The sequence below is a fragment of the Nocardia sp. NPDC059228 genome (assembly GCF_042754245.1).
GTDB lineage: Bacteria > Actinomycetota > Actinomycetes > Mycobacteriales > Mycobacteriaceae > Nocardia.
Genome location: NZ_JBHZAL010000007.1, coordinates 114,099 through 136,205, shown reverse-complemented (window position 1 = coordinate 136,205; position 22,107 = coordinate 114,099). Strand labels below are relative to the sequence as shown.

At 66.1% G+C, this 22,107-nt stretch carries 21 protein-coding genes, 1 tRNA gene and 1 pseudogene; 12 read left to right on the top strand and 11 right to left on the bottom strand.

Going from position 1 to position 22,107, the window contains the following annotated elements:
* Nucleotides 1-46 precede the first annotated feature (46 nt).
* From ACFXKA_RS14450 to ACFXKA_RS14435, 4 genes are all read left to right on the top strand, one after another.
* Complete coding sequence (locus tag ACFXKA_RS14450; protein ID WP_379427549.1) at nucleotides 47-859, top strand: serine hydrolase domain-containing protein; 813 nt, start codon at nucleotides 47-49, stop codon at nucleotides 857-859.
* A 120-nt stretch (nucleotides 860-979) separates the two neighbouring features.
* Complete coding sequence (locus ACFXKA_RS14445; protein WP_354838186.1) at nucleotides 980-1,513, top strand: DUF3145 domain-containing protein; 534 nt, start codon at nucleotides 980-982, stop codon at nucleotides 1,511-1,513.
* Nucleotides 1,514-1,527: 14 nt separating this feature from the next.
* Nucleotides 1,528-1,932, top strand: a complete 405-nt coding sequence (locus tag ACFXKA_RS14440) for a hypothetical protein (protein ID WP_379427548.1) — start codon at nucleotides 1,528-1,530, stop codon at nucleotides 1,930-1,932.
* A 163-nt stretch (nucleotides 1,933-2,095) separates the two neighbouring features.
* A complete protein-coding gene (locus ACFXKA_RS14435; RefSeq protein WP_379427547.1) occupies nucleotides 2,096-3,487 on the top strand; it encodes an FAD-binding oxidoreductase in 1,392 nt (463 codons plus the stop codon).
* Between the two features lie 79 nt (nucleotides 3,488-3,566).
* Here ACFXKA_RS14435 and ACFXKA_RS14430 read toward each other — a convergent pair whose 3' ends face one another.
* From ACFXKA_RS14430 to aceE, 6 genes are all read right to left on the bottom strand, one after another.
* On the bottom strand, nucleotides 3,567-4,997 hold the full coding sequence (locus ACFXKA_RS14430) for an acyl-CoA carboxylase subunit beta (protein WP_379427546.1): 1,431 nt from the start codon (nucleotides 4,995-4,997) through the stop codon (nucleotides 3,567-3,569).
* A 172-nt stretch (nucleotides 4,998-5,169) separates the two neighbouring features.
* The gene (locus ACFXKA_RS14425) at nucleotides 5,170-6,420 is read right to left on the bottom strand and encodes a KasA/KasB family beta-ketoacyl-ACP synthase (RefSeq protein WP_354838194.1); all 1,251 of its coding nucleotides are present in this window, start codon (nucleotides 6,418-6,420) and stop codon (nucleotides 5,170-5,172) included.
* A gap of 11 nt (nucleotides 6,421-6,431) precedes the next feature.
* Nucleotides 6,432-6,737: a meromycolate extension acyl carrier protein AcpM gene (gene acpM / locus ACFXKA_RS14420; RefSeq protein WP_033086997.1), complete on the bottom strand. Its 306-nt coding sequence runs from the start codon at nucleotides 6,735-6,737 to the stop codon at nucleotides 6,432-6,434.
* Between the two features lie 100 nt (nucleotides 6,738-6,837).
* Complete coding sequence (locus ACFXKA_RS14415; RefSeq protein ID WP_354838197.1) at nucleotides 6,838-7,752, bottom strand: ACP S-malonyltransferase; 915 nt, start codon at nucleotides 7,750-7,752, stop codon at nucleotides 6,838-6,840.
* A 127-nt stretch (nucleotides 7,753-7,879) separates the two neighbouring features.
* On the bottom strand, nucleotides 7,880-9,181 hold the full coding sequence (locus ACFXKA_RS14410) for a PucR family transcriptional regulator (RefSeq protein ID WP_379427648.1): 1,302 nt from the start codon (nucleotides 9,179-9,181) through the stop codon (nucleotides 7,880-7,882).
* A 45-nt stretch (nucleotides 9,182-9,226) separates the two neighbouring features.
* Entirely contained in the window at nucleotides 9,227-12,094 is a 2,868-nt protein-coding gene (aceE, locus tag ACFXKA_RS14405) for a pyruvate dehydrogenase (acetyl-transferring), homodimeric type (RefSeq protein WP_379427647.1), read from the bottom strand.
* Nucleotides 12,095-12,337: 243 nt separating this feature from the next.
* Between aceE and ACFXKA_RS14400 the strand changes: the two genes are divergently transcribed.
* The 4 genes from ACFXKA_RS14400 to ACFXKA_RS14385 all read left to right on the top strand — a co-directional run bounded on the left by ACFXKA_RS14400 (nucleotide 12,338) and on the right by ACFXKA_RS14385 (nucleotide 14,186).
* Entirely contained in the window at nucleotides 12,338-12,895 is a 558-nt protein-coding gene (locus tag ACFXKA_RS14400; protein WP_354838201.1) for a hypothetical protein, read from the top strand.
* Nucleotides 12,896-13,055: 160 nt separating this feature from the next.
* A complete protein-coding gene (locus ACFXKA_RS14395) occupies nucleotides 13,056-13,478 on the top strand; it encodes a DUF3052 domain-containing protein (RefSeq protein WP_354838512.1) in 423 nt (140 codons plus the stop codon).
* 108 nt (nucleotides 13,479-13,586) lie between these two features.
* Nucleotides 13,587-14,051, top strand: coding sequence for a peroxiredoxin (locus ACFXKA_RS14390; protein WP_354838203.1), 465 nt, complete (start codon nucleotides 13,587-13,589; stop codon nucleotides 14,049-14,051).
* 63 nt (nucleotides 14,052-14,114) lie between these two features.
* Nucleotides 14,115-14,186, top strand: a tRNA-Val gene (locus ACFXKA_RS14385).
* Here the strand turns inward: ACFXKA_RS14385 and ACFXKA_RS14380 are convergent.
* The gene (locus tag ACFXKA_RS14380; protein ID WP_379427646.1) at nucleotides 14,146-14,418 is read right to left on the bottom strand and encodes a tyrosine-type recombinase/integrase; all 273 of its coding nucleotides are present in this window, start codon (nucleotides 14,416-14,418) and stop codon (nucleotides 14,146-14,148) included. The two genes, ACFXKA_RS14385 and ACFXKA_RS14380, sit on opposite strands and share 41 nt — an antisense overlap.
* 547 nt (nucleotides 14,419-14,965) lie before the next feature.
* Nucleotides 14,966-15,505 carry a hypothetical protein gene (locus tag ACFXKA_RS14375; RefSeq protein ID WP_379427545.1) on the bottom strand — a complete coding sequence of 180 codons (540 nt, stop codon included), beginning with the start codon at nucleotides 15,503-15,505 and terminating at the stop codon, nucleotides 14,966-14,968.
* Nucleotides 15,506-16,024: 519 nt separating this feature from the next.
* Between ACFXKA_RS14375 and ACFXKA_RS14370 the strand changes: the two genes are divergently transcribed.
* Together ACFXKA_RS14370 and ACFXKA_RS14365 are read left to right on the top strand one after the other, a co-directional pair.
* Nucleotides 16,025-17,245, top strand: coding sequence for a PucR family transcriptional regulator (locus ACFXKA_RS14370; protein ID WP_379427544.1), 1,221 nt, complete (start codon nucleotides 16,025-16,027; stop codon nucleotides 17,243-17,245).
* Between the two features lie 291 nt (nucleotides 17,246-17,536).
* A complete protein-coding gene (locus tag ACFXKA_RS14365) occupies nucleotides 17,537-17,800 on the top strand; it encodes a hypothetical protein (RefSeq protein WP_379427543.1) in 264 nt (87 codons plus the stop codon).
* A gap of 796 nt (nucleotides 17,801-18,596) precedes the next feature.
* Here the strand turns inward: ACFXKA_RS14365 and ACFXKA_RS14360 are convergent.
* Both ACFXKA_RS14360 and ACFXKA_RS14355 read right to left on the bottom strand, forming a co-directional pair.
* On the bottom strand, nucleotides 18,597-19,205 hold the full coding sequence (locus ACFXKA_RS14360; protein ID WP_379427542.1) for a hypothetical protein: 609 nt from the start codon (nucleotides 19,203-19,205) through the stop codon (nucleotides 18,597-18,599).
* A 407-nt stretch (nucleotides 19,206-19,612) separates the two neighbouring features.
* Entirely contained in the window at nucleotides 19,613-19,738 is a 126-nt protein-coding gene (locus ACFXKA_RS14355; protein WP_379427645.1) for a hypothetical protein, read from the bottom strand.
* Between the two features lie 122 nt (nucleotides 19,739-19,860).
* Between ACFXKA_RS14355 and ACFXKA_RS14350 the strand changes: the two genes are divergently transcribed.
* Together ACFXKA_RS14350 and ACFXKA_RS14345 are read left to right on the top strand one after the other, a co-directional pair.
* The gene (locus ACFXKA_RS14350) at nucleotides 19,861-20,319 is read left to right on the top strand and encodes a hypothetical protein (protein ID WP_379427541.1); all 459 of its coding nucleotides are present in this window, start codon (nucleotides 19,861-19,863) and stop codon (nucleotides 20,317-20,319) included.
* Nucleotides 20,316-21,178, top strand: a pseudogene (locus ACFXKA_RS14345) (SDR family NAD(P)-dependent oxidoreductase). Before ACFXKA_RS14350 ends, ACFXKA_RS14345 begins: the two are co-directional and overlap by 4 nt.
* A 92-nt stretch (nucleotides 21,179-21,270) precedes the next feature.
* Here ACFXKA_RS14345 and ACFXKA_RS14340 read toward each other — a convergent pair.
* The gene (locus ACFXKA_RS14340) at nucleotides 21,271-22,047 is read right to left on the bottom strand and encodes a GTP-binding protein (protein WP_379427540.1); all 777 of its coding nucleotides are present in this window, start codon (nucleotides 22,045-22,047) and stop codon (nucleotides 21,271-21,273) included.
* Between the last annotated feature and the right edge of the window lie 60 nt (nucleotides 22,048-22,107).

The window sequence follows — 22,107 nt, the reverse complement described above, 5'->3', positions numbered from 1 at the left end:
GTAGCCCCGATCGGACGCGTCCGGCACGGGCTCGTACCCTCGATGTGTGCGAGCGCTGGAGCAGATTCGACAGTGGCCGGTCCGGAACGCGGCGGCGGGCGTCGTCGTCCGCGGCAAGGGTGTGGCGGACGCCGAGGGTGACACCGCGCACGTCTTCCCGCTCGCCTCGGTGACCAAACCCCTTGTGGCATACGGGGTTCTGGTGGCCGTCGAGGAGGGTGCGATCGAGCTGGACCAGCCGGCCGGGCCGCCGGGATCGACGGTGCGGCACCTGCTCGCCCATACCTCCGGCCTGGCCTTCGACACCACCGTGGTGCTGGCCCGGCCCGGCGTGAAGCGGATCTACTCCAGCGCCGGGTTCGAGGTGCTCGCGGATTTCGTTGCGGCGCAGACCGGTATCCCGTTCGACCAGTACCTGCGCGAGGCCGTCTTCGAGCCGCTGGGCATGAACTCCTCGGCGCTGGTCGGTTCGGCCGGACATGCCGGCCGCTCCTCGGTCGCAGATCTCTTGCGATTCGCCGAGGAATTGCTGGAACCTGCTGTCGTGAGTGCCGAATTGGTTTCCGAAGCAAGCACAGTGCAATTCCCGGGATGCAATGGTGTCCTTCCCGGTTACGGGTCGCAGCGCCCCAACGACTGGGGATTGGGTTTCGAAATCCGCGACCACAAATCGCCGCACTGGACCGGTGGTGCGAACTCGCCGCGGACCTTCGGGCACTTCGGGCAGTCCGGCACATTTCTCTGGGTGGATCCGGAAGTCGGCATGGCGTGTCTCGCGCTGGCGGACGAAAATTTCGGGGACTGGGCCCGAGCGGCGTGGCCGCCTCTCAGCGACGCCGTCATCGCGGAGTTCGCGTAGCGGCCGACACAGGCTTCAAGTAACACACGCAACACCGGGCACTCCAGTAAACTCGGGCAACGCCGAGCTCAGAAGGGGCCGTTGGGGAAGACGTCCCTCGTCGAGCCGGAGGTGTCAGTGGTGCACGCGTCTAGTCAGTTCGCGGAGGCGACGTCTGGAGTCGTCTATATCCATTCGTCGCCGGCGGCGCTGTGCCCGCATGTCGAATGGGCTCTCACCTCCACTCTCAAGGCCCCCGCGAAACTGCGCTGGACCGCGCAGCCGGCCGATCCCGGACAGCTGCGCGCCACCACCGATTGGTGCGGCCCGGTCGGTACCGGAGCGAAATTAGCCAGAGCGTTGCGAGATTGGCCCGTGCTGTATTTCGAAGTCACCGAGGATCCCAGCGAGGGCGTCGACGGCGCCCGCTTCAGCTTCGTCCCCGGCCTCGGCCTCTGGAGCGGCGCCACCGGCGCCTGCGGCGACGTCATGGTCGGTGAGATGCGCCTGCGCGCCATCGTCGCCGAGGTCCGCGCCCATGGCCGCGGCTCCGCCGCCGAGATCGCCGCGGAGATCGACCGCGCCCTCGGCACCGCCTGGGACGATATCCTCGAGCCCTACCGCCTCGGCGGCGAGGGCGCGGAAGTCACCTGGCTGCGCCGCGACGTCGGCTGATACGAGGAGGATTCGTGCGGACCACAGCGACCGCGGGTACTGCCCTGGCCATGGCGGCGGCCTTCGCCCTCACCGCCTGCAACGACAACAGCCCCACCGTCGCCTCCGGCCCCTCGTCCCAGCCCGCCAGCTCCGCCGCCGCCTTCCCGGCCGCGGGCCACGAGGCCGTGCAGTGCGGCGCCGGCCCCTGGGGCCTGGCGGTCGTGGTCTCCACCGCCAAGGGCGCCGGCTTCTGCCCCACCGCGCTCTCCGTCGTCACCGCCTACGCCGACCAGCGCGCGAAACAATCCACCGGCGACATCGCCGTCACCGTCGGCACCGTCCGCTGGGTCTGCGGCGAACGCCCCGCCAACCCCAATCCCTATCAGGAATGCGCCAGCCAGAACGAGTCCGCCGAGAAGATCCGCCTCCAGTCCTGACGCGGGATCCGCGATGAACCCCCGGCGTCTCCCGTGCGTAACGCCGGGGTAGCGGCAGGACACCGATGGCTGTCGATACGGTGCGGCGCCGATGGTCCGGTGCCGTCACGGGACATGGCCCAAGGTTCGCCGTGGCGGCGGAAACCATCGGAGGAGCGGGACCATGACCATTGTCGGGATCGATATCGAAGGCTTGCGGACGAGCGTCGACGGCGAGGTCATCGCCCCGGGAGAGCCGGAATACGATGTGGCGCGGCAGGTTTGGAACGGATGCTTCGATCGCAGGCCGGCGGTGATCGTCCGGCCGGCCAGTCCGGCCGGAGCGGCGGCCGCGGTGCTGGCCGCGCGCACGGGCAACCTGGATCTGACGGTGCGCGGCGGCGGCCACAATTACGCGGGGCACGCGGTGGCCGACGGCGCCATGATGATCGACCTGCGCGCACTGGATTCGGTCGCGGTGGACCCGGTCACCAAGCTCGCCCGCTGCGGCGGCGGCTGCACCTGGGCGCAGGTCGACGCCGCCACCACCGAGCACGCGCTCGCGGTCACGGGCGGGTTCATCAGCAGCACCGGCATCGGCGGGCTGACCCTCGGCGGTGGCATGGGCTGGCTCACCATGCGCGCCGGATTGACCTGCGACAGTGTGGCTTCCGCCGAGGTGGTCACCGCCGACGGCTGTGTCGTGACCGCCGCTCCGGACGAGAATCCCGATCTGTACTGGGCGCTGCGCGGCGGCGGCGGAAACTTCGGCATCGTCACCGCCTTCACCTTCGCACTGCACGACCTGCCGCCGATCGGGCAACTGGCCATGCTCTGCTGGACGCCCGCCGACGCCGTCGCCGGGCTCGCCACCGGACGCGATCTGATCGCGTCCCTCCCCACCGGCTACTGCGCCGCGATCCTGGCGGTCAGCGGCCCGCCCGAGCCCTTCGTGCCCGAAGAGCACCAGGGCCGCCCCGGATTCGTGGTTGTCGTGATCGGATTCGGGGAGCCACAGGAATTGGAGGCCGTTGTCGCACCCCTGCGAGCCGTGGCTCCCACTCCGGCCTGGGAACTCGTCACACCGATCCCGTACACCGCCCTGCAGCAGATGTTCGACGAATCCTCCCCGCCGGGCCTGTTCGCCTACGAGAAGTCGCTCTACGTGGACGAACTCACCGACGAGGTGCTCGCCACCCTCGTCGACCATTTCCCGCGGCGCAGCCTCGTCGACTCCCTGGTCCCGATCTTCCCGCTCCGCGGTGCCTACTGCGGGATCCCCAACGCCAACACCGCATTCGGCGGCTCCCGCCAACCGTGCTGGGCGATCAACATCAACGCCCTCAGCACCGAGCCCGACGACTTCCCGGCCGAACGTGAGTGGGCCCGTGACTTCTGGGCCGCCCTGCGCCCCCACGCGCGCTCCAGCGCCGGATACGTCAACTTCCTCGTCGACCACGACGAGCACCGTATCCGGGAATCCTACGGCGACAAGTACTCTCGCCTGGTCGCCCTCAAGTCCGCCTGGGACCCCGACAACGTCTTCCACCACAACGCCAACATTCCCCCCGCCTGACAGCGAAACCTGTTCCCGGCCAACGAAAAGCGGGCGGTCTCCGAGGAGACCGCCCGCTATCGCGTTGCCGTGTAACCGATTACAGCGGAATGTTCTTGTTGTGCTGCGGCCGCGCCGGGGCGGCGGCCAGGGCGGCGGCGATGGTGGAGCGGGTCTTGGCGGGCTCGATGACCTCGTCCACGACACCGATCGAGATGGCGCGCTGGACGCCACCGGCGATGCGCTCGTGCTCCTCGGTCAGACGCTCCAGCAGGGCCTCGCGCTCGTCCTCCGGGGCGGCCGCGAGAGCCTTCTTGTGCAGGATGCCGACCGCGGCCTTGGCGCCCATGACGGCGACCTCGGAACCCGGCCAGGCGTACACGGCGGTGGCGCCCAGCGAGCGGGCGTTCATCGCGATGTAGGCGCCGCCGTAGATCTTGCGGGTGACCAGGGTGACGCGGGGGACACGGGCCTCGGCGAAGGCGTGCAGCAGCTTGGCGCCGCGGCGCACCACGCCCTCGAACTCCTGCGAGACGCCCGGCAGGTAGCCCGGCACGTCGGTGACGACGATCAGCGGGATACCGAAGGCGTTGCACAGGCGGACGAAACGCGAAGCCTTCTCGGCACTTTCGGAGTTGAGGCAGCCACCCAGGCGGATCGGGTTGTTGGCCAGCACACCGACGGTGCGGCCGCCGAGCCGGCCCAGACCGACCACCATGGAGCGGGCGTAGCCGCCCTGCAGCTCCTCGAAGGTGCTCTCGCCGTCGACGTTGTCGAGCAGCTCGTGGATGATCGGCTTGACGTCGTAGGCGCGCTTGGCCGACTCCGGCATCATGGCCTTGAGGTCGACGTCGCCGTGTGCGGCCGCGGCCAGGTCGAACTCGCCCTGCTCGGCGAACATCGAGACCAGGCGGCGGGCGCGGTGCATGGCATCGGACTCGTCGTCGGCGACGATGTGGCAGACGCCGGACTTCTTGCCGTGGGTGATCGGGCCACCGAGGGTCGCCATGTCCACGCTCTCACCGGTCACCGTCTTCACGATGTCCGGGCCGGTCACGAAGACGCGGCCTTCCGGAGCCATGATGACGATGTCGGTCAGCGCGGGGCCGTAGGCGGCGCCGCCGGCGGCGAAGCCGAGCACCACGGAAATCTGGGGGACCTGGCCGGACGCGCGGACCATGGCCTCGAAGACCAGGCCGACGGCGTGCAGGGCCTCGACGCCCTCCGCCAGCCGGGCGCCACCCGAATGCCACAGGCCCACAACGGGAACCTTGGAATCGATGGCGGTGTCGATCGCGTCGACGATGTGCTTGCACCCCTCCACGCCCATGGCGCCGCCCATCACGGTGGCGTCGGAGCAGTAGGCGACGGTGCGGACGCCGTCGACCTCACCGATGGCGGCGAGCACACCGGATTTGTCGCGCGGGTGGAGCGGGAGAACGGTTCCGGGATCGAAGAAGCGCTGCAACCGACCCAGCGGGTCACGGGGATCGGTAGCGGTGTCGGCGTGAGCGGGGGCCATTATGGTCATCGCAAACTCTCCTCATGGGGGAAAGGCGGTCGCTGAGAGCGGCTGCGAATGTCTAAGTCCCGGGGGGATTTTCGGGTGCGGGATCGTCCATCCGAAAACCCCCGCCGGGACCGCTTGTCTTACTGACCGGTAAAGCTGAGCCGGATTTCCGGTTTACCGGGATGAATCCGTGTCAGTACCGGCCGAAGGCGAGCGCGACATTGTGCCCACCGAAACCGAAGGAGTTGTTGATCGCGTACTGGATGTCCTGCTGGCGCGCCGCGCCATGCACGACATCCAGGTCGATCGCCGGATCCTGGTTCTCGAGGTTCAGCGTCGGGGGGACGATGCCGTCCCGGATGCTGAGCACCGTGAGTACCGACTCGAGGGCGCCGACGGCACCGATCGAGTGGCCCAGGGCCGACTTGGGTGCGTAGACCGAGGCATGCTTGACGCCGGCCTTGTGAATCGCGTTGGCCTCCGCGGTGTCACCGACGGGGGTGGCAGTCGCGTGGGCGTTGATGTGGGTGATGTCCTGGGGGGACAACCCGGCAGTCTGCATCGCGCGCTGCATGGCGCGAGCCGCACCACTGCCCTCCGGATCGGGGGCCACCAGGTGGAACCCGTCGGAGGTGATACCCGCGCCCATGAGCCGGGCGTGGATGGTGGCGCCACGAGCCTTGGCGTGCTCCTCGGTCTCGATGACCATGAGCGCGCCCGCTTCGCCGAAGACGAAGCCGTCGCGATCCTTGTCGAAGGGGCGCGAGGCCGCCTTCGGATCGTCGTTGCGGGTCGACATGGCCCGCATCATGGAGAACGCGGCGATCGGCACCGAGTCGATGAAGCCCTCGACACCGCCGGTGACGACCATGTCGGCGTCACCCATGACGATCATTCGCCACGCGTTGGCGATGGCCTCCGAACCCGACGAGCATGCCGAGACCGGAGTGACCACTCCCGCCCGGGCCTTGAGCTCGAGTCCGACCACGGCGGACGGGCCGTTCGGCATGACCATCTGAACAGCGAGCGGCGAGATCTTGCGATAGCCGCCGTTCTTCAGCTTGTCCACCGAATCGATCAGCGCGTCGCCGCCGCCGAGACCGGTGCCGATGGCCACGGCGAGCCGCAGCGGGTCGACCTCGGGAGAGCCGGCGTTCTTCCACACCTCGCGACCGAGCACGGTCGCCAGTCGCTCGACGTACGCCATGCGACGGATCTCGACCCGATCGAGCAGCGTGTCCGGCGACACCTTCAGGTGGCCGCCGATTCGAACTGGAAGGTCGTACTCCGCAATGAAGTCGTCCTCGAGAGTGTCGATGCCGCTCTCGCCATTGAGGAGGCCCTTCCACGTCGCATCGACGTCACCGGCGATCGACGTGGTCGCCGCCATGCTCGTTACGACGACGTTGGGAAAGTTCCCGTTCAAGGTGGAAGGAGTGGTCACGGTGTCGGTTCCTACTCGCCCTCGGCGCCGAACTTGGCCTTCAGCTCAGCGGCCGCGTCGGAGTTCTCGGCCTCGAGCTTCTGGATGTACGCCACCGCGTCGCCAACGGTCTTCAGGCTCGCCAGGTCCTCGTCGGGGATCTTGACGCCGTACTTGTCCTCGGTCTGGACGGCGATCTCGACCATCGACAGCGAGTCGATGTCCAGGTCGTCGACGAAGGACTTCTCGATGGTCACCTCGGAGGGCTCGATACCGGTCACCTCTTCGATGATCTTCCCGAGCTCTTCGACGATCTGTTCCTGGGTCAGAGCGGCCACTGTGGTGGCTCCCTTCTTATTTCCTGTAGAGGGTGGATTCTTCAATTGTTTGCGACCCGGTTGCTCCATCGCCGTTGATAGGAGCGGGCCGCGAGCCAAGCTAGCTTGCCGCGGTGAGTTCGGCGAGCGCGGGGAGGTCCGCGGGTGTCTTCAGCGCCAGATTCGGGGTGCCCTTGAGCTCCCGCTTGGCGATGCCGACCAGGGTGCCCGCCGGCGGCAACTCTGCCACCGCGGAAACCCCTGCCGCACGGATCGTTTCAGTGCACAGATCCCAGCGCACGGGGCGTGTGACCTGGGCAGCGAGCTTGTCGACCGCGTCCTGGCCGGAGCTGACCGGCTGCCCGTCGAAGTTCGACAGCAGGGTCCGGACCGGCGCGCTGGGCGCGATCTTGGCGATGGCCTCCGCGACCGCGTCCTGGGCGGGAGCCATGAACGCGGTGTGGAAGGCGCCGGCGACCGGAAGTGCACGGACGCGGGCCTTTTCGGGCGGGTTCGCGGCAAGGGCTTCGAGCGCCTCGAGCTTACCCGCGGCCACGATCTGACCCACCGCATTGCGATTGGCCGGAATCAGACCGAGATCATCGAGACGAGCGAGTACCTCCGCTTCGTCACCACCGAGCACCGCGGACATACCGGTCGGCTCGAGTGCGCAAGCTTTGGCCATTTCCGCTCCGCGGATGGCGGCCAGGACCACCGCGTCATCGGCGGAGATGACTCCGGCGACGGCAGCGGCGGCGAATTCGCCGACCGAGTGTCCGGCGACGACTGTATCCGCGGGAAGCGAATCCTGCGGGATTTCCGCGAAAGCCATGAGGGCAGCCGCGACGACGAGCGGCTGGGTGACGGCCGTGTCGACGATTTCATCGGCGGTCGCAGTCGTGCCCAGCCGCAGCAGGTCCAGCCCCGAGGCCTTCGACCACAGCGCGATGCGGTCCGCAGCGCCGGGAAGTTCGAGCCAAGGGGTGAGCATGCCGGGAGTCTGAGAGCCCTGTCCAGGGGCGAGCAATGCGATCACGACTCAAGAAAACACTGTGAGGCCGCTCTCACGAGATGTCGGCGCGAATGAAGCTTGCTTGGCAGTTTTGTGAGGAGTCCACAAAAGACCACGTGGGCTGTCCGGATCGCCCGATGCCCGAATCTCGTTACACCCCATCCTTAGGATCTGTGACGGGAGTCATATCGGTGGCAGGAGTGGGTGATTCGTTACGGGTTCGTGTCAGCCGACCTACTGTGGCCGCGATACGTAACACATAGGCATCACGCGGGTTCATCGGATCCCGGCCCGTGATGTCGGCGATTCGCTTGAGTCGATAGCGCACCGTATTTGGATGAACGAACAGCTGGCGGGCGCAGGTCTCGACGGCTCCACCGCAATCCAGATAGGCGTCCAGCGTGTCCGATAGATCGGCGCTGGCGGCGGCCAACGGTAGCACGAGGTGCTCGTTCAGGGCGTCTATGGCCGCGCGGTCGCCGAGCAGGGCGCGTTCGGGCAGGAGTTCGGAGGCGTGCACCGGGCGTGGTGCACCCCGCCAGCCCACCACGGCCTCCATGCCGGCCATCGCCTCCACCGAGCTGACGTGCGCGGCGGACAGCGCCCGCATGGTCGGGCCGATCACCACCGGGCCCTCGGAGAAGGCCTCGGCGAGCAGATCCGCCAGGAACTGCGACGGATACATCGGGTCGCCGAGATGTCCACTGACTACCATCACCAGCCGCGAACCCTGCACCACGGCGAGCGCGTTGCGGCCGTGCCGGCCGGCCACACTATGTACGGAACTGACAACAGCCACCTGATCCTTGGGCGGTGTGCCCACAAGGACCGTCGCGGGGGCGGTCGCGTCCCAATTGAGAGTGGCCGCACGGGAGAGCATCTCGGGGCCGGTGTCGCCGCGCACCACGGCATCGACGACCAGGGCCTCCAATCGGGTGTCCCATGCGCCGCGCGACTCCGCGGCCGAGGCGTACACCGAGGCGGCGGCGAAGCCGAGCTCCCGCCCGTACCGCAGCACCGCCTCGGTGAGCGCCACCAGCTGACGGTCGTTGCGCGCCAGGGCCGGCAGCCACTGCTCGAAGAACTCCATGGCCACCCGGACCATGTCGACGGTCTGGCGCAGCGTCAGCCGCCGCGCCAGATCGTCCGGAATCACTTGGAAGGCATCGAGACTGAAGCGGATATCCGACTCCGGGTCCTGCAGCCACTCCAGGAAGTTCACCACCGCCGTCTGCACCAGCATCTGGACGCCGGCCCGCTGGGCGGCGTCCAGATTGGCGAAGAACGGCAACCGATCCTGCATCGAGGCCACGGCCTCGGTGGACAGGCGACCGGAGAACTGCTTGACCCGTTTCAGGAGGGTGTCCGGAAGCGGGTCGCGCGTCTGCCGATTCGGGGAGAGCGCGCCGGTCGGGAGATAGACCTCGTGGGAGGAGGTGCCCTCTTCGTTGATCCGGCGCGGCCTCGGCGGTTTACGTTCCACGGTATTTATGTTCGGTTATGCGTCGCCGCCTTCGGTACCGGGTGCCGCCTTGGGCGCGGCGTTCACGTCGTCGATGGCGTAGCGGCGTGCCGCCTCGGCCACCGTGGCGGGTGAAATCCGGCCCTGAGCAGCGAGACCCTGCAGCGCGGCGACCACGATGGACGCGGCATCCACGTTGAAGACGCGGCGCGCGGCCGGGCGGGTGTCGGAGAATCCGAAACCATCCGTACCGAGGGTGATGTATTCGGTCGGCACCCACTGGCGGATCTGGTCGGGCACCGCGCGCATCCAGTCGGAGGCGGCGACGACCGGGCCCTGCGCCTTGGACAGCACCTCGGTGATGTAGGGCAGGCCCGGATCCTGGTCGGGGTGACGGAGTTTGGCGATCTCCTTCGCGAGGGCCTCCTTGCGCAGCTCACCCCACGAGGTCACCGAGTAGACATCGGCCTGCACACCCCACTCCTGGGCCAGCATCTCCTGTGCGCGCATGCCGTCGGGCATGGTGACGCCCGCGACCAGGATGTTGGCGCGCAGGTCGCCGGCACCGCCGGGCCGGTACAGGTAGATGCCCTTGAGCAGGCCCGCCACGTCCAGGTTCTCCGGCTCGGCCGGCTGGACGTAGGGCTCGTTGTAGAGGGTGATGTAGTAGAAGATGTCCTCGCCGCCGAATTCGTGGTGCACCGAACGCGATTCGGGGTCGGTGCCGGGCAGCGCCTCCTGATAGCCCTCGACCGCGCCGCCGCCGTACATGCGGCGCATGCCGTCGCGCACGATGTGGGCGATCTCGAAGGAGAAGGCCGGATCGTAGGCGACACAGGCCGGATTGGTGGACGCCAGCAACAGCGAGTGACCGTCGTTGTGCTGCAGGCCCTCACCGGTGAGCGTGGTTCGCCCGGCGGTAGCTCCGAGCACGAAACCGCGCGCCATCTGATCCGCTGCCGCCCACAGGCCGTCACCGGTGCGCTGGAAGCCGAACATCGAATAGAAGATGTAGAGCGGGATCATCGGCTCGCCGTGGGTGGCGTAGGAGGTGCCGACCGCGGTGAAGCTCGCGGTGGAACCGGCCTCGTTGATGCCCTCGTGCAGGATTTGGCCGATGCTCGACTCTTTGTAGGCAAGCATCAAATCCGCGTCGACCGATGTGTACAACTGGCCGTTGCGGTTGTAGATCTTCAACGAGGGGAACCACGAGTCCATACCGAAGGTGCGGGCCTCGTCGGGGATGATCGGGACGATGCGCTTGCCGATCTCCTTGTCGCGCAACAGCTCTTTCATCAGGCGCACGAAGGCCATGGTGGTGGCCACCGACTGCTTGCCCGAACCCTTGCGGACCGAACGGTAGGCCTCGTCTCCGGGCAGTTGCAGCGGCTTTGCCAGCGTGCGGCGCTCGGGGACGAAGCCGCCCAGCTGCTTGCGGCGATCCATCATGTACTGGATCTCGGGCGCGTCCTGGCCGGGGTGGTAGTACGGCGGCAGGTACGGGTTGGCCTCGAGCTCGGCGTCGGTGATCGGAATGCGCTGCACGTCGCGGAACGCCTTCAGATCGTCGAGGGTCATCTTCTTCATCTGGTGCGTGGCATTGCGGGCCTCGAAGTGCTTGCCCAGGCCGTAGCCCTTGATGGTCTTGGCCAGGATGACCGTCGGCTGACCCTTGTGCGCCATGGCCGCGGCGTAGGCGGCGTAGATCTTGCGGTAGTCGTGGCCTCCGCGCTTGAGGTTCCAGACCTCGGCGTCCGACAGGCCCTTGACCAGTTCCTTGGTGCGCGGGTCGCGGCCGAAGAAGTGCTCGCGCACGTAGGCGCCGTCATTGGCCTTGTAGGTCTGGTAGTCGCCGTCGGGCGTGCTGTTCATCAGGTTCACCAGCGCGCCGTCGCGGTCGGCCTGCAGCAGGGCGTCCCACTCCCGGCCCCAGACCACCTTGATGACGTTCCAGCCGGCGCCGCGGAAGAACGACTCCAGCTCCTGAATGATCTTGCCGTTGCCGCGAACCGGGCCGTCGAGGCGCTGCAGGTTGCAGTTGATGACGAAGGTCAGGTTGTCCAGGCCCTCGTTGGCCGCCACCTGGATCAGGCCGCGCGACTCCGGCTCGTCCATCTCGCCGTCGCCGAGGAACGCCCAGACGTGCTGATCCGAGGTGTCCTTGAGGCCGCGGTCGTGCAGGTAGTGGTTGAAGCGGGCCTGGTAGATGGCGTTCATCGGGCCCAGACCCATTGACACCGTGGGGAATTCCCAGAAGTCCGGCATCAGGCGCGGGTGCGGATAGGACGACAGGCCGTGGCCCGGACCGCCGTGGCTGTACTCCTGGCGGAAGCCGTCCATCTGGTCCGTGGTGAGGCGGCCCTCGAGGAAGGCGCGGGCATAGATGCCGGGGGAGGCGTGGCCCTGGATGAACACCTGGTCGCCGCCGCCCGCGTGGTCCTTGCCGCGGAAGAAGTGGTTGAAACCGACCTCGTAGAGCGCCGCCGAGGACGCGTAGGTCGAAATGTGGCCGCCCACACCGATTCCCGGCCGCTGGGCGCGGTGCACCATGACCGCGGCGTTCCAGCGGATGTAGGCGCGGAAGCGGCGCTCCACCTCCTCGTCGCCGGGGAACCACGGCTCGTTCTCGGTGGGGATGGTGTTGACGTAGTCGGTGGAGGTCAGCGCGGGGATGGCGACATGGCGCTCACCGGCGCGTTCGAGCAGGCGCAGCATGAGGTAGCGGGCGCGGCCGGGGCCCTCGCGGGTGAGCATTTCGTCGAAGGAGTCGAGCCATTCACTGGTCTCCTCCGGGTCGATGTCCGGCAGGTATGACGCCACCCCCTCGCGAATCACTCGAACCCGGCCTCCCGCCGGGGATTTGCGTGTCGATCCATTGGTGGAATTCGACGAAGTCGGGTGCATCAAGTCGGTCAAGACGTTTGCTCCTCGTACACATGGGGTGGGACATCTGGTGTGGCGTCAATACCCCGGATATCCGCTGGTGGGCGGCATACCCGTAACGATTGGTCTGGGGCGCATCTCACATCCTTGCCGATGATGCGGCCCAGGTCATCATGTCAGCCGGAAATCCAGTACGGTTGCGCAGGGAATCGCGCCGCTCGCGACGCCATCCAACACCGCCGGGCTGGATCGGGGAGGAACCAAGTGAAGCTGCTGAACCCTCGGGGGTTCGGACTGGTGTGCGCGTCCGCGGCGGTGGCGGGGGGATTGGTACTGGCCGGGTGCGCGAACACGGTCGAGGGTACTCCGACCGCGAATCAGGTTGAGGTGACGTCGTACAAGGCCGCGGCCGCGTCGTCCTCGGCGGCCGCCGCCTCCTCGAAGGCGGCCGCTGCGACCGCCAAGGCGACCGCCGACAACTGCGATCCGTTCCGCAAGATCACCGGGACCGCTGTCGATCGCTACAACGAATTCGTCGACGCGCACGACGGGAGCGCGGCCGACCAGATCGCCAAACGCGACACGGCGGCGTCCGCGCTCGAGGACGCCGCGAAGACGGTCGAGACTCAGGTGGGTGCGTCGGGCGCCGACCTGCAGGCGGATCTGGGGCAGAAGTTCACCGACTATGTGAGCGCGGCGCGGTCGCTGGCCGCGGAGGTGCGGAAGATGACGACCAGCTCGTCGGTGGCGCCGCTCAACGACGCGAGTCGCAAGGTCAACGATGCTCTGACCGCGGTCCGGAACGCCTGCCCGGCCAAGTGAATCGGACCGTTCACACGGTGTGAAACCGGGCTGTCCAATGGATCTCAACGGTCTCACATACGACATTTAGGGTGCGATTTCGGCCGATCGGCTTGCGCTGGGGGCTTTTACCATGTTCGCTTGCAACTACCTATTGTCGGGAGTTGAGGAGGACACCACCGTGGTCGCCGCGGCGGACGCGCAGAACTACGCTCAGAAGCTTGGCATTTCACACGACATGGTGGTTCAGGAACTGGGCTGGGACGAAGATACCGACGACGCGCTTCGCGCCGAGATCGAGGAAGCCACCGGTTCCGAGCTGCTCGACGAAGACACCGACGAGGTGGTCGACGTCGTGCTGCTGTGGTGGCGTGAGGGTGACGGTGACCTGGTGGACGAGCTGCTCAACGTGATCACCCCGCTCGCCGACGACGGCGTCGTCTGGGTGCTCACCCCCAAGACCGGTCAACCCGGCCATGTCGATCCGAGCGAAATCGGCGAGTCGGCGACCCCCGCCGGCCTCACCGCGACCACCCCGGTCTCCCTGGGCACCTGGACGGGCACCAAACTCACCCAGCCCAAGACACCTTCCAAGCAGCGCTGAGGCCTCCACTAAGGTTTCAGGTAAGCCGAGTGACAACGGTGGATTCCGCGTGTCTCCACGCCGCGTCGCTCGGTGCTGCGCTCAGGACATGAGGATGGAGGGGAAGGTATGCCGCTCGAGGTCGGTTCGGTCGCACCGGACTTCACGCTGAAGGACCAGAACAATCAGGAAGTCACGCTGTCGAGCTTCCGCGGCGAGAAGAACGTCCTGATCGTCTTCTACCCCCTGGCCTTCACCGGTATCTGCCAGGGCGAACTCTGCAAGGTCCGGGACGAACTCCCCAAGTTCCAGAACGACAACGCCGAGATCCTCGCCATCTCCGTGGGCCCGCCGCCCACCCACAAGATCTGGGCAGCCGAACAGGGCTACACCTTCCCCCTCCTCTCCGACTTCTGGCCGCACGGCGCCGTAGCCCAGACCTACGGCGTCTTCAACGAAAAATCCGGCTACCCCAACCGCGGCACCTTCGTCGTCGACAAGGACGGCATCGTCCGCTTCGCCGAGATGAACGGCCCCGGCGAGCCCCGTGACCAGCACGCTTGGGAAAAAGCCCTCGCCACACTAGATTCATAACCCGTTGCCCGGACATCCACATCCGGCGCACCGATCCGACCCCGGGCCCCGCCCGGGCAGTTGGGGCGTATAGCTCAGCGGTAGAGCACTGGTTTTACACACCAGCGGTCGGGGGTTCGATCCCCTCTGCGCCCACTCTGTTTGTGCAGGTCAATCGACCTGCTGACTCCCCCCATGATCGAATGCGTGGGGCAAACGTGGGGGCTCTCGGCTCAGCCGAGGATGCCCCGGAGGTTTTCCCACTCGCTGTCCGCGAGCTCGCGTACCGCTGTGTTGTGCGGATTGACGCATGCCCGAGGAGCTTCTGAACCTGCTGTAGCGGCGCCCCTGCGCGGACGAGGCGACCCGGCACCCCGATGCCGGGCATGCTCACCGGGACCGCAAACGTCTGGCCGGGAAGACCTCGATGGAAGCAGTGCGGGCTTTGAAGCGGCGGCTGTCGAACGCCGTCTTCGCCTGCACGGTCGCTGACCAAGACAGAAGCGAATCAGCAGGCCCGGGAAGGCAATTGGGAACAACTGCTGACTCCAGCGCGACCGGCTCGAACCCGCACACCGATCCTTCGGACAAGCCACATCCCGGACTCACCAAACAACGTAACTCCGCACCCACATCGACGTCTTGACCAAAGGGGAGCCATGACAGTGCGTTTGCAAACGACATCTACCGCCGTAGAGGTTTCGACGCCAAACGCAGCCGCTCCAGAAATCTCGGACGGCATGGCGTCACACCGGTTTCGTTGTTCGGAGTCGTGGTCAGTGTTGACGTGCGGATCTCGTTGGGGCTGAACGGGACTGCGGATCGTCGGCGTGTCCCGAACTCCTCGGCAGTACGGTTCTTACAGCTCGTACTCGTCTTCGGCGCGGGGGTTGCGGGATGGCCGGGGATTCGTCGTTCGCGAGTCCATCACCTAGCTACTGCATGCCGAACACCACGACGTGGCCGCCGGTGCTGCCGGTCTGAAAGCCGTTCAGGATCGTTTCGATCGGGTTCGGGATGACGGAGCTTCCGGTGGTGCCGTTGGACCTGAAGTCGGTGGACTGCTGGCTGGTCGTGCCATCGGCATTCTTCTGCGAGGCGACGATGTGCTGGTCGCCGGCTGCCAGGCTGAGTTCGATGGTGACGACGTAATTGACGCCATTGGCGCCGTTGGCTGGTTTCAGCGCAAATGGGCTGCCCCCCAGCGTGACTCCGTTGACCACAATCGTCACCGGAGTCGAGGTCGTCGCTCCCACACCGATGTATGCCGCCTGGAACCCGCCCTCGGTGGTGCGGCTACCCGCCTGGACGGAGACGATGTCGGCCGATGCTGGGGCTGCTCCCGTAACGAGCGCGGCTGCTGCGGCGGCCGCTACGGCGATGGTGCTGAGTCCTTTGCGGGACAGCGCCTTGACGTTCAGGAATGGTGCGTGGGCTGTCAGTCCGGTCCGGACCGTGGGGTTCTCGGTGTTCACGGGCCGAAGATATGTGAAATGTATTTGCTTTAAACGAGATTGAGCGCCCCCTGTTTCTTGGGCAGCGCTTCCGGGGGCTTCAGCCCGACGTGCGGGGCCATTCCGTGATGGACTGACGCACGACATTCGGGCGGCCTCAATCGACCTGTAAGCGAGATGCAAAGCGGCAGACCAGCTGGACGTTGATTAGGGAAACAAACCTTACATTGATCGCATGGTCGACCAGCTCCGCACGGTGCAGGTCACACCGTACCTGCTGCCGTACGTGAGAGATGTGGATCCATGCCGTCGATCTCGCCGGTTGCCATTCGGTCGCGGTTCAGCCGGCCGATTGTGAACTATCACTATCCCTTACTAACCGCTCTTACCGAAATATCACGTTACCCGGAGTAAACCGTTCTCTCGAATCCTGTGCTGGTTACGCTGGTGCAATAGTGCAGTTAACGGGGGATGGAAGGAAGTTCGACCATGTCTGTCACCTTCGCCCGACGGCAAGGACTCACTGTATCCGGCCGGCCCATGTCGTTGCCATTGAAGGACGTGCGGGCCTTGTCGCGGCAGATGGTCGGGCATTTCGTCGAAACCGTCGCCCCCTGCGGCACCCTGCCTGGTGACGCGATCCATGGCGACATCACCGTCATCACCCGCGTGTGCTTGGAACTGGCAGTCAGCATGCTGGACGGTAGCAACATTCCGGAGAAGACCGGGCAGCTCCAGAACGCTGCGGCACAATGGGCTCGCGAAGGCGTGCCCATCGGCACCATTCACCACGCTATCCACGAGGGCTTCAAGATCGGCTTCGACCTGGTGGTATCCACCGCATTGGCCGAGCAGCGTGCCTCCGGCTCAGCTGACACCGAGCCGATGCTCACCCTCAGCACGGCCGACTACCAAAGCATCCTCGACGGCGCCAAACTTGTCGTCGAAATGCTCGACACCATGACCACGGCGGTCTCGGCGGCCTATGTGCGCGAACTGCGCGCGGTCGTGTCGGAGCACCACACCGCGGTGCACACGCTCACCTCGGCGCTGCTCGGGGGGCACCCCACCTCTACTATGGCCCGCGAGTGTGGCATCGACATCTCCGACCGCTATCGCGTGATAGCCCTGGCCATTCCGGCTCATCCGGACGAGTCCAACCCGATGCTGGACGCGAAAGTCGTTGCCCGCCGCAAACTCCGGCGTGTGCAGGCGGAACTGGCCACGCGCTGCGACGACACCGTGCTGTCGCTGCTGTCGATCGACGGCGGCACGTTGCTCATACCCGCCGATCACATCACCAAGGGCGCTCTGAAGGAGCTGATCGGGCAGCTGTCGCGGGCGGCCCGCGTGCACATCACCGCCACCGAGGTCACCGCCTCTACCGGCACCGTGCCCACCGCGGCAGATCAAGCCCACGAACTGCTGGACATGGTCACCCGGCTGGGGTCGGCGCCCGGCCTGTATCACTTCGACGATCTAGCGCTGGAATACCAGCTCACCCGCCCCGGCCCCGCCCGCGAACATCTCGGGTCGCTGCTCGATCCACTGGACGAGTATCCGGAACTGCTGGAGACCCTGCAGGTCCATATCGCGCACGACCTGAACCGCCAGCGCACCGCGCGGCTACTGCACGTACACGCCAACACCGTGGACTACCGGCTCAAGCGGATCGGTCAGCTCACAGGGTTCGATCCCACCCAGGCGGGCGGGCTGTGGCACCTGCGTTCGGCGTTGGTTGCCCACACATACCGCAGGTGATCGGAGTGTGGTCGAGCGCGTGCGGAATTACTCCAGACGATCAGCGGCCGCCGTTCCCGCCCGCAGCAGGTGGCGCCAGCGCTGGCGAGCGCCATCGGGTAGTTCCAATCGCAGACTTCGCTCGATCCCGGTATGCCTATGAGTTGCGAATATAAGGGAATGTTGCCTTTTCTCGTTTATGCCGGGACTCGACCCGGCCGATAGTATTCCTGAAATCAGAATCAGCAGGAGGTTCACATTGGCAATGGTCGAAAACGCACTGGAACAAAATCGACGAGTTGGAAGCAAAACATGGATGATATGCGGCGAACCGAAGTCGAAGGATTACGTGCGACATGGCGGCTGTTTCAGGATCACCTGATCTCTATCGTCGCCGTCCACGAGGTATCCCGTGCCACGCCGATCGTATCCTTCGGCCCCGAGGACTTTCCCGATCTCGCACAAGTACGAGAACTCCTTCCGGAAATGAACAAGTTATGGGACGCAGTGCGCCATGACTTCTGGACCAAACTCATTCCGCCGCAACCGCAGTGTCGACCGTCGCGATGGACCTGATTTTGAAACCCCGCTCCCATTGCTGCGTGCGCATCGGGCTGTCAACCAACCACCACCATGTGGTTCGACGCGGCGCAGCTGAAGAACCAAGGGCTTTCAGCAAACCGACGCTGAGGATCTAGTCAGCACGCCCGCTGATTCCGCGAGTGCAGATACCGAGTCCGTTTTGGCCCGGCCCGCTCCGGGACTCGTTCGCCTGGCACAACGAACTGTGCCTCGTCCGGAAAGGTGGACACGGTAATGCCTGAGGAAGGCGATCGGCTATGACCGCCGAAGGATGGCTTCCACCTAAAAGTGATGTCCACGTGCGGATTTGGCTGGCTGGTTCGATCTTCGACTACATGGCCACCGCAGCAGCGGTACGCAACTTGATCAACGATTGGAGGCACCAGCATTGGTGCACAATCGAATTGATGTGTGACGCCATAGATGACCGTCGGCTGCTGCCTCGCCTGCCATGTGAACGATTGTTCGCCGGACAGTGACCGAAAGTACCTCAGGATGCACGGACCACCGCGGCCACGGCGAGCAAGCGACGGACCGATCAGAATTGCACGCCGATCCAGTTCTTCCCGACTGCCCGTTTCAGGTGTGGGTGCTCGACACCCCGCCGTCCGGCAACGACGCCGATGACGGTCCACAATGGCGTGGGCCTCGAAACGGGCCCCAGGCATAGTCTCCCTTGGACCCTGGCAAATCCGGCTCGAAGATCCACGTTCTGTCCGAACACGCGGGAATCCCTCTGCCGGTGGGTATTTCGGTCGTCGACGCCGATTCTGATACCTCAAATCGTCGATTACCGGTACCAGATGCCGGAATTCCAATCGCCGTAGTCCCAGACGTTGAAATCGTAGCGATCGTGCGCACCCGCGAACACGTAGCCCAACCAACCAGCCGATGTGTCACAGATTTCGTCGTCGTGGTTGCATACGGTGAGTACCGGGATGTTGCCGAACCAATCGTCGACGCCGGCCAGTGGATAGCCGATGAGCCAATTACCGGGAGTCGAGGACAGTCCACCTGAACCGGGTCCCGGAGCGCGTTTGGGATCCGATAGCAGGATGGCGTTCGCATTGCCGGCATCTTGGTGGGCGGTGACCCAGGCGTGGAGTATGCCCGCGCCCTCGCTGTGCCCGATCAAACGGATGTGATCGCGCGGACATTCAGTGCGGTGGGACCAAAAGAGCCGATCGATTTCGTTCAACGCCGACATCGGGTCGGCGGCGTTGTAGCCGACGGACTGATCGACGTACGGAGCGAACACCGATGGGTCGCCTGAGCCGCCGATTCCGATGGCCCAGTCGCCGACGCAGCCGACGGCCCGAGCCGTCGGGCTCGTCGCGTAGGTGATGGAAAAGAGGATGGCCAACAGTAATGCGGCGAAGAGCGCCGTTGCTCTACGCATGATCGTACTTTCTTCTTTGTTCTTACTTCCGGGTGCGGCCCGGCCCGAGCAGGATGTAACCAGAAACTACTGGCGTTCTCGTCTGCTGGCGAAACGAATTACCTGGGCCCGGTTCACCTGGGCTGTAGCGAAACATCGGAGGCCATGTTTCTTTCACCTCGATGCGAGTAGTTTCCGGTCGCCGCGTGACCAGTGCGGCGCGTTCCGCTTTCAGCTTACGCGAAATCGGGTTTCAGCCGATTGGGTATTTGTCGAGCACCTACCCGGTAGTCGGCGAAATGTTTGCGTTCGATGGCTGCGTGGGCGATCCCGATCTCGACGGCGGGATCGGGGCCGAATTCTGTTGGGGTGTCTCTTGAATATGCCTGTCTGCCACGGTTTTTCGTGAGGCGATCTTCGCGGGGCAGTCAGCGCGTCCAGCGGAGGACGTCGAGGGCTGCGCCGACGGCGATGGTGTTGGTTCCGAGGGGGCGGGGCAGGAGTTCCCCGGCTCGGGCCAGGCGGCGGACCACGGTGCTGCGGTGGGTGTACAGGCGGTCCGCGGTGCGGGCGATGCTGCACTGTTCTTCGATGTAGGTGGTGAGCGCTTCGACTATCTCGGGGTCGGCGCCGGCCAGGTCGCGCCGACATCATCGTCACGGCCACGGGCCTGAACGTGCAGGCGTTCGGCGGTATCCCGGTGACCGTGGACGGCCGCTCGATCGAGCTGCCGAACACCATGGCGTACAAGGGTTTGATGCTGTCGGGAGTGCCGAATCTGGCCTACGCCATCGGCTACACCAACTCGTCGTGGACCTTGAAGATCGGCCTGCTGTGTGAGCACTTCTGTCGCCTGCTGGCCCACATGGACGAGCACGGCTACCGGATCGCGCGCGCCGAGGTCGCCGACAAGACCATGCCGACCCGGCCGTTCCTCGACTTCGCCGCGGGCTACATCCAGCGCGTCCTCGACCAGCTGCCCACCCAGGGCGATCGGATGCCGTGGCGGACGTCGATGAACTACCAGGACGACGTGCACATCCTGCGGAAAGGCAGCATCCTCGATCCCGAGCTGCACTTCGAAACCCCGGTCGCGACCCGTCCGGCCCAGCCCGCCGTGTCAGTGCCCGCATGAGCGCCGGGCTGTCCGCAGGTGACGGGTTCAGGGGCAAGGCTGCCGTCGTCACCGGCGCCGGTTCCGGGATCGGCCGCGCCCTGACGCTCGAGCTCGCGCGCCGCGGCGCCGCCATCGCCGCCTCGGACGTCAACGAGCCGGGCCTGGCTCACACCCGCGACCTGGTGACCGCGGTCGGAGCCGAAGTGCACTGCGCGACAGTCGATGTGGCCGACCGCGACGCGGTGCTCGCCTACGCCGACGACGTCAGCGGACACTTCGGCGCCGTCCACCAGATTTACAACAATGCCGGTATCGCCGGCGCCGGAAGCACCACGCTCGACAGCGACTGGGACCACTACGACCGGGTCATCGCGATCAATCTCTGCGGAGTCATCAACGGCACCAAGGCATTTCTTCCCCACCTGATCGCGTCCGGCGACGGGCACGTCATCAATATCTCCAGCCTCAACGGCTATCTGGCGCAGCCGACGCTGACCGCGTACTGCGCCAGCAAGTTCGGCGTCCGCGGCTTCACCGAGGCCCTGCGCATCGAGCTCCCCGCCACCCGGTCAAGGTGACCACGGTTCACCCCGTGCGCGTGAAGACCGGCATCGCCTCCGGCAACCTCGCCGACGCGTCGGCCCGCGGGGTCGATCTCACTGCCGCCCAACGTAAGCGGGTGGATTTCTACAACCGGAGACTGCTGCGGATGCTGCCTTCCGATGCCGCGAACATCATCCTCGACGGCGTCGCCGCCGGCTCGCCGCGCATCCGGGTGGGCCGCGACGCACAGGTGCTCGACTACGCGGTCCGGCTCTTCCCGGAGCTCTATCCGAGGGTCGTGGCCGCCCTCGACCGCCGCGTGTTCGGCGCATGACAGCGCACCGCATCCCCACCGAATCGATGGAGTCCGCAGCGGTGAAGATTGTTCATGAACTGCGCTGATTCGCGGCGAGGGCGCGGCGTCGGTCAGTAGTCGAGGGCGTGTTCTGGTTGGCAGACGTCCAATGGGGATGGGAGGTAGCGGACTATGGCGTCCAGGAGTGGGGTGAGGGTGTCGGAGTGGCAGAGGATGGGGATTGTGTCGCCTATGCGGGTGGCGTGGCGGATTCGGTGATGTAGCTGGTCGCGGGGGAGTTCTGGATGGGTGATGGGGGTCGCGGAACTGGGGCGTTGGGCTGTCACCGTTGTCGCGAGATGGCGGTGCCAGGGTTCGGCGAGTTTCCAGTGGTTGGCATAGATTTCGGCGGCCAGGGGCTCGAGGGACCAGAGGGCGATCAGGTCGATGAGGCCCTCGCGGTCGGGGCCGGGGGTGATGGGGATCTGGAGGGGGAGGGGGGCTGCGCCGCGGGTGTCGGCGATGGTGCGGACGCAGCGGTCGAAGTCGGCGTCGGGGTGGTCGGGGCCGATGATGAGGCAGAGACGGGCGACCTGGTGGTCGTCGGCTACGCGGAGCATGGTTTCGAGGCGGGGGGCGAGGCTTGTGGACGCATCGACCACTGCGATCACGCCGTCGGCTACTCGGATGGAGCGCTGCAGGGCGGCGATGGGGGCTCGGGTGGACAGTTCGGCGAGGCGGATCGTGTGCTCGACGCCGTCTGTTGCCCAGTGGAGCGTGGTCGCGGGGCTGGAGGTGCGGTTGCCGGAACCGCAGCGCAGGTGGTGGGCCAGTCGGGCGGTGTCGGCGGGGTCTCCGAGGAGGGTGACGTTGCGGATCGACTGCGGGTCAATGGCTTTGGTGCCCATCGCGTTGTGGTACTCCAGATCGACTCGAGGGTGTCGGGGCATCCTCCATCCGGAGTCACG

Bases quoted from the DNA above. Each gene is read 5' to 3' on its own strand.
- ACFXKA_RS14390 (WP_354838203.1), top strand. From the start codon at position 13,587: ATGCCGCTCGAGGTCGGTTCGGTCGCACCGGACTTCACGCTGAAGGAC.
- aceE (WP_379427647.1), bottom strand. From the start codon at position 12,094: ATGCACCCGACTTCGTCGAATTCCACCAATGGATCGACACGCAAATCC.
- ACFXKA_RS14340 (WP_379427540.1), bottom strand. From the start codon at position 22,047: ATGGGCACCAAAGCCATTGACCCGCAGTCGATCCGCAACGTCACCCTC.
- ACFXKA_RS14430 (WP_379427546.1), bottom strand. From the start codon at position 4,997: ATGACCATAATGGCCCCCGCTCACGCCGACACCGCTACCGATCCCCGT.
- ACFXKA_RS14435 (WP_379427547.1), top strand. From the start codon at position 2,096: ATGACCATTGTCGGGATCGATATCGAAGGCTTGCGGACGAGCGTCGAC.
- ACFXKA_RS14380 (WP_379427646.1), bottom strand. From the start codon at position 14,418: ATGCCCGGCATCGGGGTGCCGGGTCGCCTCGTCCGCGCAGGGGCGCCG.
- ACFXKA_RS14370 (WP_379427544.1), top strand. From the start codon at position 16,025: ATGTCGTTGCCATTGAAGGACGTGCGGGCCTTGTCGCGGCAGATGGTC.
- ACFXKA_RS14360 (WP_379427542.1), bottom strand. From the start codon at position 19,205: ATGCGTAGAGCAACGGCGCTCTTCGCCGCATTACTGTTGGCCATCCTC.
- ACFXKA_RS14365 (WP_379427543.1), top strand. From the start codon at position 17,537: ATGGATGATATGCGGCGAACCGAAGTCGAAGGATTACGTGCGACATGG.